Origin of the sequence: Microbacterium sp. UCD-TDU (genome assembly GCF_000340625.1) — a bacterium.
In the GTDB taxonomy this organism is placed as follows: Bacteria; Actinomycetota; Actinomycetes; order Actinomycetales; family Microbacteriaceae; genus Microbacterium; species Microbacterium maritypicum.
Map to the genome: position 1 here is coordinate 510646 of NZ_KB454447.1, position 15698 is coordinate 526343.

General features: G+C 66.7%; 17 protein-coding genes. 11 read left to right on the forward strand and 6 right to left on the reverse strand.

The features are described from left to right. The first annotated feature begins 47 nt into the window (after nt 1-47). The 5 genes from D514_RS32745 (at nt 48) to D514_RS32765 (ending at nt 4943) form a co-directional block, all read left to right on the forward strand. Nucleotides 48-1082 carry an LLM class flavin-dependent oxidoreductase gene (locus D514_RS32745; RefSeq protein ID WP_017830607.1) on the forward strand — a complete coding sequence of 345 codons (1035 nt, stop codon included), beginning with the start codon at nt 48-50 and terminating at the stop codon, nt 1080-1082. Between the two features lie 47 nt (nt 1083-1129). Continuing rightward, nucleotides 1130-2482 (forward strand): MFS transporter, encoded by a 1353-nt coding sequence (locus D514_RS32750; protein ID WP_017830608.1) that lies wholly within the window; start codon nt 1130-1132, stop codon nt 2480-2482. 34 nt (nt 2483-2516) lie between these two features. Continuing rightward, a complete protein-coding gene (locus tag D514_RS32755) occupies nt 2517-3272 on the forward strand; it encodes an SGNH/GDSL hydrolase family protein (RefSeq protein ID WP_031206153.1) in 756 nt (251 codons plus the stop codon). A gap of 31 nt (nt 3273-3303) precedes the next feature. Continuing rightward, on the forward strand, nt 3304-4050 hold the full coding sequence (locus D514_RS32760; RefSeq protein WP_017830610.1) for an SUMF1/EgtB/PvdO family nonheme iron enzyme: 747 nt from the start codon (nt 3304-3306) through the stop codon (nt 4048-4050). An 80-nt stretch (nt 4051-4130) separates the two neighbouring features. Beyond that, nucleotides 4131-4943, forward strand: a complete 813-nt coding sequence (locus tag D514_RS32765; RefSeq protein WP_031206155.1) for an arginase family protein — start codon at nt 4131-4133, stop codon at nt 4941-4943. Between the two features lie 7 nt (nt 4944-4950). On the opposite strand, the gene D514_RS32770 is transcribed toward D514_RS32765, so the two are convergent. Next, nucleotides 4951-6276, reverse strand: coding sequence for a nitrate/nitrite transporter (locus D514_RS32770; RefSeq protein ID WP_017830612.1), 1326 nt, complete (start codon nt 6274-6276; stop codon nt 4951-4953). Nucleotides 6277-6428: 152 nt separating this feature from the next. After that, nucleotides 6429-7049, reverse strand: coding sequence for an AAA family ATPase (locus tag D514_RS32775; protein ID WP_236610968.1), 621 nt, complete (start codon nt 7047-7049; stop codon nt 6429-6431). Between D514_RS32775 and D514_RS38520 the strand changes: the two genes are divergently transcribed. Further along, entirely contained in the window at nt 7013-7477 is a 465-nt protein-coding gene (locus tag D514_RS38520; protein WP_236610969.1) for an N-acetylmuramoyl-L-alanine amidase, read from the forward strand. The genes D514_RS32775 and D514_RS38520 overlap by 37 nt on opposite strands. An 81-nt stretch (nt 7478-7558) precedes the next feature. Beyond that, complete coding sequence (locus tag D514_RS32785) at nt 7559-8404, forward strand: bifunctional 2-polyprenyl-6-hydroxyphenol methylase/3-demethylubiquinol 3-O-methyltransferase UbiG (protein WP_017830615.1); 846 nt, start codon at nt 7559-7561, stop codon at nt 8402-8404. Between the two features lie 62 nt (nt 8405-8466). Here the strand turns inward: D514_RS32785 and D514_RS32790 are convergent, their stop codons facing one another. Genes D514_RS32790 through D514_RS32800 form a run of 3 tightly spaced genes read right to left on the reverse strand, consistent with a single transcriptional unit; the run spans nt 8467 to nt 11668 of the window. After that, nucleotides 8467-10824, reverse strand: coding sequence for an excinuclease ABC subunit UvrA (locus tag D514_RS32790; RefSeq protein WP_017830616.1), 2358 nt, complete (start codon nt 10822-10824; stop codon nt 8467-8469). 29 nt (nt 10825-10853) lie between these two features. Further along, complete coding sequence (locus D514_RS32795) at nt 10854-11264, reverse strand: VOC family protein (RefSeq protein WP_031206157.1); 411 nt, start codon at nt 11262-11264, stop codon at nt 10854-10856. Between the two features lie 5 nt (nt 11265-11269). Further along, nucleotides 11270-11668 (reverse strand): helix-turn-helix transcriptional regulator, encoded by a 399-nt coding sequence (locus D514_RS32800; protein ID WP_081603941.1) that lies wholly within the window; start codon nt 11666-11668, stop codon nt 11270-11272. Nucleotides 11669-11850: 182 nt separating this feature from the next. On the opposite strand from D514_RS32800, the gene D514_RS32805 reads away from it, so the two are divergent. Continuing rightward, complete coding sequence (locus tag D514_RS32805; RefSeq protein ID WP_017830619.1) at nt 11851-12447, forward strand: HdeD family acid-resistance protein; 597 nt, start codon at nt 11851-11853, stop codon at nt 12445-12447. Nucleotides 12448-12517: 70 nt separating this feature from the next. Here the strand turns inward: D514_RS32805 and D514_RS32810 are convergent, their stop codons facing one another. Then, nucleotides 12518-13282, reverse strand: coding sequence for an SDR family oxidoreductase (locus D514_RS32810; protein ID WP_017830620.1), 765 nt, complete (start codon nt 13280-13282; stop codon nt 12518-12520). Between the two features lie 122 nt (nt 13283-13404). Here D514_RS32810 and D514_RS32815 point away from each other — a divergent pair, with 122 nt between their 5' ends. Genes D514_RS32815 through D514_RS32825 form a run of 3 tightly spaced genes read left to right on the forward strand, consistent with a single transcriptional unit; the run spans nt 13405 to nt 15590 of the window. After that, nucleotides 13405-13878: an NfeD family protein gene (locus tag D514_RS32815; RefSeq protein WP_017830621.1), complete on the forward strand. Its 474-nt coding sequence runs from the start codon at nt 13405-13407 to the stop codon at nt 13876-13878. A gap of 9 nt (nt 13879-13887) precedes the next feature. Continuing rightward, nucleotides 13888-14817 carry an SPFH domain-containing protein gene (locus tag D514_RS32820; RefSeq protein ID WP_017830622.1) on the forward strand — a complete coding sequence of 310 codons (930 nt, stop codon included), beginning with the start codon at nt 13888-13890 and terminating at the stop codon, nt 14815-14817. After that, on the forward strand, nt 14814-15590 hold the full coding sequence (locus D514_RS32825; RefSeq protein WP_017830623.1) for a glycerophosphodiester phosphodiesterase family protein: 777 nt from the start codon (nt 14814-14816) through the stop codon (nt 15588-15590). Before D514_RS32820 ends, D514_RS32825 begins: the two co-directional genes overlap by 4 nt. The last annotated feature ends 108 nt before the right edge of the window (nt 15591-15698 follow it).

The window sequence follows — 15698 nt, forward strand, 5'->3', positions numbered from 1 at the left end:
GCGGTCCGACCGAGGCGTGTTCATTCATCTGAATAGGAAGGGATGACATGGGCATCGAATTCGGGTTGGACACGTTCGGCGACATCACCAGGAACGCGGACGGAGAGCTCCTCACCGGCGCGCAGACGATCCGCAACATCGTCGCGCAGGCAGAGCTGGCCGACACGGTCGGTGTGGACTTCTTCGGGGTGGGGGAGCATCACCGCGCGGAGTTCGCGGTCTCCGCGCCGGAGATGGTGCTGGCCGCTATCGCGGCCCGCACCACGCACATCCGGTTGGGCACGGCGGTGACGGTGCTCTCTTCCGACGACCCTGTGCGTGTGTTCGAGCGGTTCTCGACGTTGGATGCTCTCTCCAACGGTCGTGCCGAGGTGGTTCTCGGCCGCGGCTCCTTCATCGAGTCGTTCCCGTTGTTCGGCTATGACCTCCGTGACTACGACGCACTCTTCGAGCAGAAGCTCGAGCTGTTCGTCGAGCTCCTCAAGGAGGAGCCGGTGACGTGGTCGGGAACCATGCGCGCTTCGCTCGAGAACGCGAACGTCTTCCCGAAGACCGAGAAGGGTCTGCGCACCTGGGTCGGTGTGGGGGGCAGCCCGGAGTCGGTCGTCCGTGTCGCACGCCATGGCCTCGGCCTGATGCTCGCGATCATCGGGGGATCGGCGGCGCGGTTCAAGCCCTTCGTCGACCTGTACCACCGCTCCGTGGCCTCCTTCGGCACGACGTCGCACCCCGTCTCGGTGCATTCGCCCGGCCACATCGCCGAGACGGACGCGGAGGCCTGGGACGCCGCGTACTCCGGTTTCGAGGCCATGAACAACACGATCGGACGTGAGCGCGGGTGGCCGGTATACAGTCGTGCGCGCTTCCAGAACGACATCGGTCCTGAGGGAGCGATCTACGCGGGCTCGCCGGATCGCGTCGCGGCGAAGATCGCCGACACGATCACGACGCTGGGACTCGGCCGGTTCGACTTGAAGTACGCCACCGGCACCCTGTCGCACGAGTCGATGATGCGCAGCATCGAGTTGTACGGCACCGAGGTGATCCCGCGGGTGAAGCGGATCCTCGACGCCCAGGACTGACGTCATCGGGCGCGGGACGTCGGGCGCTCGGCTCTACGATGAAGAGCATGGCCAACACCGCCTTGCCGAGCCGCTCATCGCTGGCTGAGCGCCTGGACGTCCTGCCGTTCACCCGTCGCCACCTGCGTCTGCTGACGGGGTCCGGGCTCGGCTGGGCTTTGGACGCGATGGATGTCGGTCTGATCTCCTTCATCCTCGCCGCTCTCACGCAGCAGTGGGGGCTGACGAAGGGCGAAGCCGGGTGGATCGCCTCGGTCGGGTTCATCGGCATGGCCATCGGCGCGACGCTCGGTGGACTGCTGGCGGATCGTTTCGGACGACGGCAGGTGTTCGCGCTCACGCTGCTCGTGTACGGCATCGCGACCGGTGCCAGCGCGCTCGTCGGAGGTCTCGCGGCGCTGCTCGTTCTCCGGTTCCTGGTCGGTCTCGGTCTCGGCGCCGAGCTCCCGGTCGCATCGACGTATGTGAGCGAGTTCGCTCCGGCGCGGATCCGCGGCCGGCTGATCGTGGTGCTGGAGGCCTTCTGGGCACTCGGATGGACCGCGGCCGCGGTGATCGGCTTCCTCGTCATACCGGCCTCAGACGACGGGTGGCGCTGGGCCTTCGCGCTCGGCGCGATCCCTGCCGTGTACGCACTCTTCGTGCGGTGGCGGATGCCGGAATCGCCCCGCTGGCTCGCATCGCGAGGACGCATCGCGGAAGCAGACCGCATCGTCTCGGCGTTCGAGGCCGATGCCGGGGTGGGCGGTGCCCCCGCTATCCGCAAGGAGCCGGCGTCACGTGCGATCGCGGTCACCGCACGCGCGCGACTGGCAACGCTCTGGAACCCGGAGTTCCGATTGCGCACACTGTGCCTGTGGGCGGTGTGGTTGGGCGTGAACTTCGCCTACTACGGGGCGTTCATCTGGATACCGAGCATCCTCGTGGATGCCGGATTCGATCTGGTGCGTTCGTTCGGCTTCACCCTCATCATCACGCTGGCCCAGCTGCCGGGGTATGCGGTCGCGGCGTGGTTGATCGAGGTGTGGGGGCGACGGGTGACGCTGTCGGTGTTCCTGCTCGGTTCTGCGGTGTCTGCAGTGATCTTCGGCACCGCGACGACCGAGGGCGCCATCATCGCCGCGGGCATGGCGCTGTCGTTCTTCAACCTGGGCGCCTGGGGCGCCCTGTACGCCGTGACCCCCGAGATCTATCCCACCTCACTGCGGGGTACGGGCGCCGGTTGGGCGGCCGGCGTGGGGCGCATCGCATCGATCGTGGCACCGCTCTCCGTTCCGGTGCTGCTGCTCGCTGGTGGAGCGCCGCTGCTGTTCGCGGTGTTCGGGGTGTGCTTCCTCGGTGCTGCGGCCGCAGCATGGGGGCTCGTCGACCGCGGCGGGCAGGCGCTCGACGATCGTTGACGCCTGCTCTCGTCTGCCGCAATAGGCTGGGACGATGGCAGCTGTGCGGTTCGTGGCGATCGGCGATTCCTTCACCGAGGGGGTCGGCGATGTACTCCCGGATGGGCGTGAGCGCGGCTGGGCGGATCTCGCGGCTCAAGGGTGGGCGGATGCCGCAGGACACTCGATCCAGTACGCCAACCTCGCGATCAGAGGCAAGCTCGCTTGGCCGATCGTCGAGCAGCAGCTCGAGCCTGCGCTCGCGCTGAGGCCGACACATCTCTCCTTCAACGGCGGAGGCAACGACATGCTTCGCCCACGCACCGATGTCGAGCACATCGCCGATGCGTTCAGCCGCGTGCTGCGCCGGTGCGACGAGGAGGGGGTGACCATGATCCTGCTCTCCGGGGCGAACCCGAGTGGACAGCTTCCGATGGGATCCCTCGTTCAACGGCGCGGAGATCTCCTCTCTGATGCCGTGCTTCGACGGATCGAAGAGCGCCCCGATGTGGTCCGTGCACTCAACTGGCCGGATCGTGAGCTCTCCCGCGGCGCGTACTGGGCCGACGACCGGCTGCACATGAACGCGGCGGGCCATCACCGTGTGGCGGCTCGGGTGCTGCATGCGCTCGGCTTCGAACCGCCGGAGACCTGGTGGGCGCCGAGCGATCGCCTCGGCGCGGGGCCGTCGGGGCTCGCGTACTATCGTGAGTTCGTGGGCCCCTGGGTCCGTCGGCGCGTGACCCGCACATCCTCCGGCGACGGGCGCATGGCCAAGTTCCCGTCGTGGGTAGAGCGCGTGCCGTCGTGAATCGAGCACGTCGCTCGGACACGGGGGACCGGTGAGCGATTTCGAGTTCGCCCGCATCCCCGCCGGCGTGCTGACACTGCGAGACGCACGCCGCGAGGAACAGCGCGTTGTCGCTCTGGAGCCCTTCGAGATCGGTGTGTATCCCGTGACGGAGGAGCAGCTCGCAGAGGTGCTGGGCATCCCGGTGCGCCACCCTCGTCGCCCCGCATCCGACCTCAGCTGGCTGCGTGCCATCCACTTCTGCAACGCCGCATCCGAGTGGGAGGGCCTGGATCGGGTCTACCTGTTCGATGGTGAGGACGTCTCGTGGGACACGACCGCAGATGGGTACCGATTGCCCACCGAAGCGGAGTGGGAGTTCGCGTGCCGGGCCGGTTCGACCGGGCCGCACTATGCGCCTCTGGCCGACGCCGCGTGGACGAGCGCGGACGGCATCTCGGTGCCGCAGGACATCGGCGGCAAACTGCCGAACCTCCACGGTCTCTTCGACACGCTCGGCAACGTCTGGGAATGGTGCTGGGACCTCCTGGACCCCGCCCGCTACGACGACTACCGCGTGTTCCGTGGCGGCGGCTTCGCTGACGACGCCTGGAGCGTGCGCGCGTCTGTCCGCCGTGGGGGAGCGCCGCGCATGCATCACGAGGATGTTGGTCTCCGACTGGCTCGTGGTGCATTCGACACGGTCGACCGTGCGCAGGGCTGGTCCGCCCGAGCCGACCGTGAGCGAGCCGTGCAAGAGGGCCCGCTTCCCTCGGGGTGGACGCCGCGTCGAGCCTGAGGCTCTCGTACCGCGCGATCGCCGGGGGCTGGATCGCTTCGCGTTTTGTCCTGTTGGTCGCAGATGGAAAGCTGGGAAACATGGCATCCTCCTACGCGCTCATCGTCTCCCAAGGCCGTGTGGCCGATCGCACCGACGGAGCGCTCGTGGGTGCACGACGCGTGGGTGAGGCAGTTTCCGCACTGCTGGGGATCGAACCACTGGTGATCGGCTCTCCGACACCGAGCGTGATCGATGACTGGTCTGTCGCGCTCCCCGAAGCGGAGGCGACTCTGAACGGATTGCGCGCAGCTGTGCAGGACGCCACTTCGGCGGGCGCGACACCCCTTCTCATCACGAACACCTGCGCGGCGAGCCTCGGCACTCTTCCCACCGCTGCCGAGCACCATCCCGACGCCGTCGTTGTCTGGATCGATGCGCACGGAGACTTCAACACACCGGAGACGACGGATTCCGGCTACCTCGGCGGTATGGTCCTGGCCGCGGCTTGCGGACTCTGGGACAGCGGCCATGGCGCAGGCATCGATCCGAAGCAGGTGGTCGTTGTCGGCGGTCGCGATATCGACGCTGCCGAGGCCGAGCTGCTCGCCGGAGCCGGGGTCACCGTTCTTGCTCCCTCGGAGAGCACGCCGGAACGCGTGCTCGAACTCGTCGCCGGGCGCCCGGTGTGGATCCACGTCGATTGGGACGTGCTCGAGCCCGGGTACGTCCCCGCCGCCTACCGGGTGGGAGGCGGGTTGCTGCCTCGCCACGTGGCGGCCATCTTCGCTGCGCTGCCGCCAGACTCGGTCCGGGGGATCGAACTCGCGGAATTCGAAGCGGGCGACGAGGAGGTGCCAGAGCGCGTCAGCGTGGAGCTGATCGTGGAGACGTTGCAGCACCTGCTCCGATAGGGCGCGCTCAGCGCCGTCGATCGGGATCCAGACCCATGCGGATTCGCGTCCGCTTGCGTTCGATGAGGATGAACACGGTGCCGATGATCCAGAGGGGGATCGGCATGAGGAACGCGATCCGGAAGGCATCCAGCGAATAGGTCTCGGGAGTGCCGGCGCCCTGGAGGTCGAGGGCGAGTCCGATCAGGAAGATGGCGATGAGTGCGGCGATGAAGCCGCCGGCGTTCGTCACCCCCGTTGCCGTGCTGAGCCTGTGGGACGGGTTGTGCGTCCGCGCGTGGTCGAAGGCGATCATCGATGCGGGTCCGCCGGTCGCGAGCGCGATGGCCAGCACGTACAGGAGCCAGCTCGGTGCGGTGCTTGGCAGGGCGATGACGGCTAACCAGGCGACCATCTGCACTCCGACGGCGGGGAGCACGAGAGCGAGGGATCGGTGATTCGGCAGCCGGCGGGAGAGATCGCCGATGATCGGCCCGAGAAGCATGCCTGCAATGACATATACCGAGATGATGCCGGCGGCGTGCGCGGTATCGAGTCCCTCCGCAGCGGTGAGGAACGGCATACCCCAGAGGAGGACGAACGCGGTGCCTGCGAACGGCGTGGTGAAGTGAGACCAGAACGCGAGACGGGTTCCCGGGTGCGCCCACGCTGCGCGTATGCCGACTCCGGTATCTATCGCGGAGGTGACGACGCGGATGACGCCGGTATCGGTGTCCACGGTCACGTCGGCACCGCGCTCTGCGGGATGGTTGCGGATGACCAGGGCGACGAGGATGGTGAAGAGCACGCCGAGGCCGGCGATGCTGCCGAAGGTGATGCTCCAGCTGGTGGCGTGCAGGAGCGCAGCGACGGGAACCAGGGCGATCAGCTGGCCGGTCTGGCCGATGATGCCGGTGAACTGGACCATGATCGGCCCTCGTTGCGCAGGAAACCAGGTCGCCACCAGACGCAGGACGGCGGGGAAGATCGCGGCGTCGCCTGCGCCGAGCAGCACGCGTGCGAGGATCGCGATGCCGATGCTGGGGGAGAGCGCCATGGTCAGCTGGCCCGCGGCCATGAGCAACATGCCGATCGTCATGATCGGACGCGACCCGAAGCGATCCAGCAGAATGCCGACGGGAATCTGCATGCCGCCGTAGACGGCGAGCTGCACCACGGCGAACAGCGCCAGCGTCGACGCATCCGCTTGAAACCGGTCCGCCGCTTCGACACCGACGGACCCGAGGGATGTGCGGTTCGTGATCGCGAGCACATATGCCGCGACCCCGACAGACCAGATCAGCCATGCTCGCCACCCCGGTGTCGAGACGGGGGAGAGGGAGACCTGCTGCACCCCTCAACGCTACTCCTCCGAGAACGTGGCAGACGATCGGTGATGAGCGCAAGGACATGCTCGTCTACAGCCAGCTGCGACCGCGGTAGCGCAGGAGGGCGGACTCGTCGATCTCGATCTCCTCCGCCACCCGGTGATCGTGTGTGGCGCAATCACATGCGCATGCCGCCGCCGAGGTCTTCCACGATGATCGTCACGAGTTCTGCGGTAGTCGTCTCCGGTCCGACCCGTCGCTCATCGAACCAGGGGAGTGGTTGCCACCCGTTGTGCCATTCGCGGATCCTGTCCTCACCGAAGTCATTCGCGAGCGGCCTCCCCGCGTGGCGCCGGACCGTCTCGTCGAGACCGACGTCGAACTGGTAGATGCACGTCGTCCCGCGGTGGTCGCGATACAAGCTCTCGAAGACGTCGGAGTAGTCGCGCAGATTGAAGACGCCATCGAGAATCACGTCGTATCCGAGGTCGAGTGCCTGTCTGGCAGCGCCGACGATCAGGACGCTCGCGTCCCTGGACCGCCTCAGCCGATCGGGGTCGTGCAGCAGCTCCCGGCGAAAGTGATCCTGCGAGATGAGAGCCACCCGCTCACCGAGCTTCGGCCGCAGCGCCGTCGCCGTCGTCGTTTTGCCCGACGCCGCATCGCCGCGCAAGATGACGAGACGGGTGGAGTCACTGCCGGTGCCAACCATCGAACCATTCTCGCAACCCGCGGCGGGCAGTTCGGTGATCATCACGCCTGGTGACAGCTGGGCGTGTTGAATGGGCAGATGCCGCACTCTCACCCGCCCGAGCCTGCTGTGCGCCCGGAGGCGCATACCCGAAGGCGGTTTCTCATCGCTGCCGGCGCGGGGGCGGCCGTGACGGTTCCGTCATCGAGTTGATTCGTCCGACCGCGAAACCGTCCGCAACCGGCGCTGACTGGAACTGGCGGTCCGTCGCGGTGGAGACTCTCAACGTCAGCGGGGCACCTGAGTACGCGGTGACGGAGGCGCAACTCGAAGAACTCGCGCAGATGATCGCGTGGCTTGCGACCCTTGACGGCAAGAGTCTGGACGGCGTGCCGGTGTCGTTCACGATCGACCGAGCCCACGTCATCTCTCACCGCGAAACGTGGTCGGGGACCGAATGCCCCGGTCCCTATCTGCAATCCCGTCTCGACGACATCGTGGTCCGCGCACGGCAGATCTTCGGCGATCGGGGATAGCTGGGTTTTCCGCTAGCTGACATAATGTGCATTATCGGATATCGTTCCTCGCTGGGAAGCGGCAGTCGATAGGCTCGCACCGTGAATGGACGCAATGTCGACATCGACTGGGAATCTGCACGGCGAGCGAACCAGGCGAACTGGGAAGATCGCGTTCCTGTGCACGAGGAAGCATACGGACTCGAGGCGTTCGACGATCCGGATCATCTGAGTGATGTCGTGCGCGACGATCTCGCCGCGATGTCTGCATTCCTTCCATCGGGCGGTCTGTCCGGACTCGACCTGTGCCACCTGCAGTGCCACATCGGCACCGACACCGTCTCACTGGCTCGCGCCGGCGCGAGGGTGACGGGCGTCGACTTCTCGCCGTCGGCGCTTCACACAGCCGGTGAGCTCGCGACGCGCCTGGGCGTCGAGGCCACGTGGGTGGAGACCGATGTCCTCGATGCGCGGGCCGCCGTCGTCGGCGACTTCGACGTCGTCTACACGAGTATCGGGACGATCACCTGGCTTGACGACCTGGATCGGTGGGCCGCGCAGATCGTCGCGCTGTTGCGCCCAGGCGGCGTGTTCTTCATCCGCGACGGCCATCCCGCCCTCTATGCGTTGGATGAGGACGCCGCAAGTCTGACCACGCGATATCCGTACTTCGCGACCGGGCATGCACAGCAGTGGGATGACGACTCCACCTATGCCGGCGACGGTCGCATCTCCCACGCGCGCACCTACGAGTGGCCCCACTCGTTGTCCGAGATCCTCGGCGCGCTGCTGCGCGCAGGTCTACGCCTCTTGCACTTCGACGAGGGCCGGACCCTGCCGTGGCAGTTCAGCGACCGCATGGTCGAGGTCGCCGGTGGTTATGCCTGGCCCGAAGCCGAACGCGATCTGATGCCGTGCACCTACACGATCATCGCCCGGCGGGACTGAAGCGACCTCCGCGGCGGCCCCGAGCGTCGGGGGCGCCTCAGGTGAGGCGCCCCCGACTCATCTCAGACGCCGACGTAGGCTGCGAGGTGCTCCCCCGTCAACGTCGATTTTTGGGATACCAAATCTGTCGGTGTTCCCTCGAAGACGACCTTGCCGCCGTCGTGACCGGCTCCGGGCCCGATGTCGATGATCCAATCCGCGTGCGCCATGACCGCCTGATGGTGCTCGATCACGATCACGGTCTTCCCGGCGTCGACGAGTCGATCCAGGAGGCCGAGGATCTTGTCGACATCCGCCAGGTGAAGGCCCGTGGTGGGCTCGTCGAGCACGTACACGTCCCCCTTCTCCCCCATCTGGATCGCCAACTTGATGCGCTGACGTTCGCCACCCGACAGCGTCGACAGCGGCTGTCCCAGCGAGAGATACCCGAGCCCCACGTCTTCCAACCGGCCGAGGATGGCCGCGGCCGCAGGCAGCTTGGCCTCTCCCTCACTGAAGAACACCCGGGCCTCGGAGACCGGGAGGTCGAGAACCTCGGTGATGTCCTTGCCCGCGAGCTTGTACTCGAGCACGCCGACTTGGAAGCGCTTGCCTCCGCAGTCCTCGCACGGCGTCTCGATGGTGTCCATGAAGCCGAGCTCGGTGATGATGACGCCCGCACCCTTGCATGACGGGCAGGCACCTTCGGAGTTCGCGCTGAACAGAGCGGGCTTGACGCCGTTGGCCTTCGCGAACGCCTTGCGGATCGGCTCGAGAAGCCCCGTGTAGGTCGCGGGGTTGCTGCGGCGGGACCCCTTGATCGCCGCTTGATCGATCGACACGACACCCTCGCGGTTCGAGACCGATCCGTGGATGAGCGAGCTCTTGCCGGAGCCAGCCACTCCCGTCACGACCGTGAGCACGCCGGTCGGGATGTCGACATCGACGGCCTGCAGGTTGTTCGCGGTCGCTTCTCGCACCTCGATGGCTCCCGTGCCCGAGCGCACCGCATCTTTCAGCTGTGCCCTGTCGTCGAGATGCTCACCGGTCTTCGTGCCGCTCGCCTTCAGCCCCTCGACCGTGCCTTCGAAGCAGATCTCGCCACCGGCGCTTCCCGCGCCAGGCCCCAGGTCGACCACGTGGTCGCCGATCACGATGGTCTCGGGCTTGTGTTCCACGACCAGCACGGTGTTGCCCTTGTCGCGCAGCTGGAGCAGGAGCCCGTTCATGCGCTGGATGTCGTGCGGGTGCAGGCCGATCGTCGGCTCGTCGAAGACGTAGGTGATGTCGGTGAGCGAAGAGCCGAGGTGCCGGAGCATCTTGATGCGCTGCGCCTCTCCCCCGGACAGTGTGCCGGAGGGCCGTTCCAGACTGAGGTAGCCGAGCCCCAACGTGACGAAGGCGTCGAGGTTGGCGCTGAGCGCCTGCAGCAGCGGGCCGGCTTCGGGAAGATCGAGTCCTCGCACCCAGTCGGCCAGATCCGTGACCTGCATGCGGCAGGCGTCGGCGATGCTCACGCCCTCGATCTTCGAGGAGCGCGCACCTTCGGTGAGGCGGGTCCCGTCGCACTCCGGACAGATCGCGAAGGTGGCCACACGCTCGACGAAGGCACGGACGTGAGGCTGCAGCGCATCGAGGTCTTTCGACAGCATCGACTTGGTGATCTTCGGGATGAGACCCTCATAGGTCATGTTGATTCCGGAGATCTTCACCTTCGTGACCTCGCCGTAGAGGAAGAGGTGACGCTGCTCCTCGGTGAACTGCGAGATGGGCTTGTCGCCCGGATAGAACCCCGACTGGGAGAAGCCCTTCACCATCCATCCGTCGGCGGTGTAGCCGGGCACCATGATGGCGCCTTCGTCGAGAGACTTCGTCTCATCGACGATCTGGGCGAGGTCGATGTCGGATACCGCTCCCCTGCCTTCGCATCGTGGGCACATGCCGCCGAGATAGATCGCGTCCTTCACGATCTTCTTCGCCCCTCCCGGGCCGGTCATCACGCCGCTGGCCTTCTGGGTCGGGATGTTGAAGGAGAACGCCGTCGGCCCGCCGATGTAGGGCTGTCCGAGCTTGCTGAACAGGATGCGCAGCATCGCGTTGGCGTCCGTCACTGTGCCGACGGTCGATCGCGGGTTCGCGCCGAGGCGTTCCTGGTCGACGATGATCGCTGTCGTCAGCCCCTCGAGGACGTCGACGTCGGGTCGTGGAACCGAGGGCATGAAACCTTGGACGAAGGCACTGTACGTCTCGTCGATCATGCGCCGCGACTCGGCAGCGATCGTGTCGAAGACGAGCGAGCTCTTCCCCGAACCGGAGACGCCGGTGAACACGGTGAGGCGGCGCTTCGGGATGTCGACGCTGACGTCCTTCAGATTGTTCTCGCGCGCGCCCTGCACGCGGATCAGGTCGTGGGTGTCGGCGGGGTGCTCGTCCGTGGTCATCGGCGTCCTTCGTGTGGTCGGTGGAGAGATCAGGCGGCTTGGTTGATACGGAGCAGATTGCCTGCGGGGTCGCGGAACGCGCAGTCACGAACCCCGTAGGGCTGGTCGATCGGCTCCTGGACGACGTCGGCGCCGCGCTCGACGAGGCGCTCGAACAGCGCGTCGACGTCGTCGCTGGCCAGCGTCAGCGCCGCGTAGCTGCCCTTCGCGATGAGCTCGAGGATCGTCTGGCGCTCGGCGTCGGTGATACCGGGGTCGGTCGCCGGCGGATGCAGCACGATCGACGTCTCGGGCTGGCCGGGCGGACCGACCGTGAGCCATCGCAACCCGTCGTAGCCGACGTCGTTGCGAACCTCGAAGCCGAGGGCGTCGCGGTAGAAACCGAGCGCCGCTTCGGCGTCGGTGTGCGGAAGGAATGCGTAGTGGATGCGGATGTTCATGGTGTTCACGGTAGGTGCGCATCGGTGCGCGGCGCTTCTCGATTCCTGATCGGCCTGGTCACCTGTTTGGCGTGGAACGAGGGAATCCCCTCGACGGTGGCGGCGCGTTCACGGTACACGCTGGGTGCGACACCGACCAGCTCCGAGAATCTCGTGCTGAACGAGCCGAGCGAGGAGCACCCCACTTCGAAGCACACCTCCGTCACCGACAAGTCACCGCGCCGTAGCAGCGCCATCGCACGCTCGATCCGCCGAGTCATCAGGTAGGAGTACGGCGATTCACCGTAGGCCTCGCGGAACTGTCGGCTCAGATGCCCGGCCGACATGTGCACGCCGTCCGCGAGAGCCTGCACGTCGAGCGGCCTGGCGTACTCGCGGTCGATGCGGTCTCTGACCCTTCTCATCACGGCGAGCTCACGCAGGCGATCTTCGTCGACGGCGGGCACGACTCGATCTTGCCATGTCGCCGGAAGTCGCGGCGTGACGGAGCGAAACGCGGGTGGGACCTTCTCCCCCATCCCGGACCACGGGAGCGCTACCCTGAGGATGCATCCTCACAGCATCTTCTCAGAAAGGGCTCCCCACCATGTCTGAACCACTCACGGAGGCCAAGTCTCTGTTCAAGTCGATCCGGGTCACGCTGGCGGTCGCCGGCGTCATCGCGCTGATCGCCGGAATCGTCCTCCTCGTCTGGCCGATCAAGTCCGCGGTCATCGTGACGGCGATCTTCGCGTCGTACCTGGTCGTCGCCGGTCTCGTGTACGTCGGGCTCGGCATCTTCTCGAGCGCGAAGGGAGGATGGGCCCGCGTCGGCCACATCGTCCTCGGCCTGCTGTACATCGCAGCCGGTGTCATCGCGTTCTTCAACCTCAACGCCGCTGCAGCCACGCTCGCGTTCGTCGTCGTGATCTTCATCGGCGTCAGCTGGATCGTCGACGGGATCGTCGCCCTCACGCTGCTCGGCAGCGACGGGTCGCGGGTCTGGACCGTCCTCTACGCGATCCTCAGCATCGTCGCCGGAATCATCGTGCTGTTCTCGCCGCTGATCGCCGGCTTCGCCTTCTGGCTCCTGCTGGGCATCTCGCTGGTCGTGCTCGGCATCGTTCAGATCGTGCGTGCCATCACGCTCGGTCGGGACGCGAAGGAGTTCGTCTCCGCCGTCCAGGGCGGAGCGGCGAGCTGACGCTCATCGCCTGAAACACGATCGGCCCCGTCCTGCATGATGCAGGACGGGGCCGATTCTGTGTGTCGTATTACTCGGCCGCGAAGGCGCTCACATCACCCACGAGCCGCGTGTTGTCCGCGGGCACGGGGTCGACGGTCGCCTTGGCGACCTCGGCCGCGAACTCCGAGACGTTGTAGAGCTTGCCCGCCGATTCCCGGCGCTCCGCGATCGCTCCCGGGTTCGCCCGCTCCAGCAACGTCGCGGTGATCGTCCCCTCGATCATGTCGCCGGAGACGACCGTGAACCCGATCCCCTTCGCGGCCAGGCCGGGGATGAGCTCGCGCAGCGCGTCTTCTCCTGCGCGCTTGGAGAGTGCCACCGGCTCGTACTCCGGCATGGTCGGGGTGGTCCGGATGAAGTGGGCCTGGTGGCTGGTGACGAACACCACGCGCGCGCCTTCGCCGAGCAGCGGCGTCGCCGCGTTCAGGACGTTGAGCTGGGCGTCGCGGTTCAAGGTGAGTGCGTAGTCCTCGGCCATGCCGGACTCCATGCCGCCGGACGCGTTGAGCACGAGCACGTCGAGACGCCCGTACTCGGCACGGATGGCGTCGAACATCTCGGCGACGGACTCGGGGTCGGTCAGGTCGGCCCCGACGACGAGCGCACGACGACCGAGCTCGCGCAGCTGTGCGGCCAGCTTCTCGGCACGCGGTGCCTTGTTGCGGAAGTTGATGACGACGTCGGCACCGGCCTCGGCGAGGTAGCGCACGGTGTCGGCGCCGATGCCCCGCGATGAACCGGTGACAAGGGCGACCTTGCCGTCAAGGGATCCTGCGGGAAGAACGTCGGTCACGGTGACTCCTCATGATGCGTGAAAAAGCCGTGATCGCACGGCCCTCACACACTACCAAGCGCGCGCTGTGGCACCCGGATCCGCGGACACCCGCGTGATACGTTGACCACAAAGGAGGCCGCATGGACAACTTCACGACATTCGTCACGTTCATCGACCAATGGGCTTGGATCGGCTGGCTGGTCCTGATCGCCGTCTTCCTCGTCATCGAGATGCTCTCGCTGGATTTCACCTTCCTCATGCTGAGCTTCGGCAGCGTCGTCGGTCTGGTCACCGACCTGATCGGCGTCCCGGTGTGGGTGCAGGTGATCATCGCCGCCGCTGCGGCCGCGCTGTTCATCCTCTTCCTGCGGCCGCCGCTGCTCAAGCGCCTGCGGCGCGGGGAGGATCCGACGAAGTCGAACGTCGACGCCCTCGTCGACCTCCGCGGCATCGCGCTGCACGAGATCACGCAGATCTCGGGTCAGGTCAAGCTCGCCAACGGCGACACCTGGACCGCACGCACCGCCACTCCCGTGCCGATCCCCCAGGGCGCTCCGGTCGCCGTGAGTGCGATCAACGGCGCGACCGCCATCGTCCGTCCCGTCAACGACTAGGAGAACCCCGTGAACGACGCATCGTTCATCCCCACCGCGATCCTGTGGGTCCTCGTGATCGCGGTGATCATCTTCGTGGTGGTCACCGTCGCCCGAGCGATCCGCATCATCCCGCAGGCCACAGCGGGGGTCGTCGAACGCCTCGGGCGCTACCACAAGACCCTCACCCCCGGGCTCAACGTCCTCGTGCCCTTCATCGATCGCCTGCGCCCTCTGATCGACATGCGCGAGCAGGTCGTCTCGTTCCCGCCGCAGCCGGTGATCACCGAGGACAACCTCGTCGTGTCGATCGACACCGTCGTCTACTTCCAGGTCACCGATGCGCGCGCCGCGACCTACGAGATCGCGAACTACCTCGGCGCGGTCGAGCAGCTGACGACCACCACCCTGCGAAACGTCGTGGGTGGGCTGAACCTCGAGGAGGCGCTCACCAGCCGCGACAACATCAACGGTCAGCTCCGTGTGGTCCTCGATGAGGCGACAGGCAAGTGGGGTATCCGCGTCGGTCGTGTCGAGCTCAAGGCGATCGACCCGCCCATCTCGATCCAGGACTCCATGGAGAAGCAGATGCGCGCAGAGCGTGACCGCCGCGCCGCGATTCTGACGGCAGAGGGAACGAAGCAGTCTGCGATCCTGGAAGCCGAAGGTGCTCGCCAGGCCGAGATCCTCCGCGCGGAGGGCGACAAGCAGGCCGCCGTGCTGCGTGCGCAGGGTGAGGCCGAGGCCATTCAGAACGTCTTCAGCGCGATCCACCAGGGCGAGCCGGACGACAAGCTCCTCGCCTACCAGTACCTCCAGATGCTGCCGAAGATCAGCGAGGGTCAGTCCAACAAGCTGTGGATCATCCCGAGCGAGCTCACCGAGGCGCTCAAGGGCATCGGCAGTGCGTTCACCCCGAAGCAGGGCCAGGGTCCGACGAACACGCTGCCGGGCGCGTGACGCACCCGTACTTCTCGAAGACGCGGCATCCCCGAGTCCTCGCCCACCGCGGTCTGATCACCGCGGCAGGCGAGGACTCGGGCGTCTGGGAGAACTCCGCTGCGGCATTCGCTGCTGCGCATGCGGCAGGCGTCGACTACATCGAGACCGACTGCCAGGTGACGGCTGATGGCGACGTCGTCCTGTTCCACGATGAGACACTGAGCAGGCTGGTCGGCGACAGCCGCAGTGTGCGGGAGGTGCGCACGCGAGAACTCCGGATGCTCTTCGCGGACCACGGTGGACTCCTGACGGTGGCCGAGGCATTGGCTTCCTTCCCGGACGTCCGCTTCAACATCGATGTGAAGACCCCCGCAGCCGTCGATCCGCTCGGACCGATACTGGTCGAGCACACGCACCGCGTGCTCCTGACGAGCTTCTCCGACGCGACCCGTCGAGCCGCGCTCGCCTCGGTCCTGCGGTCCGGAGCAGCACTTCGCCCGGCCACATCCGGTGGGAGCGGGACGATCGCCGCGCTGAGGGCGCTGTCGGCGCTGCGCCTCTCCCCCGCTCGTGTGCTGCGGGAGGTCGACGCTCTGCAGATACCCGAGCGCTACGGTGCGCTGAAGGTCATGACGCCGGCACTCGTCCGCGCTGCCAGGCGACATGACGTCGAAGTGCACGTATGGACGGTGAACGAGCCCGAGCACATGCAGCGCCTCGTCGCTCTCGGCGCCCACGGAATCGTCTCCGATCGCGCGGACGTGGCGCTCGAAGCGCTGATCCCTCGCTGACCTCCGACGCGCCCCATAACCTCCGGTGCTGGGATTAACCTGTGAGTTCCGCCGAGAAGGCGGCCGCGTGGATGAAGCGCACAGGCTGGAGCGTTATACCTGACAGCG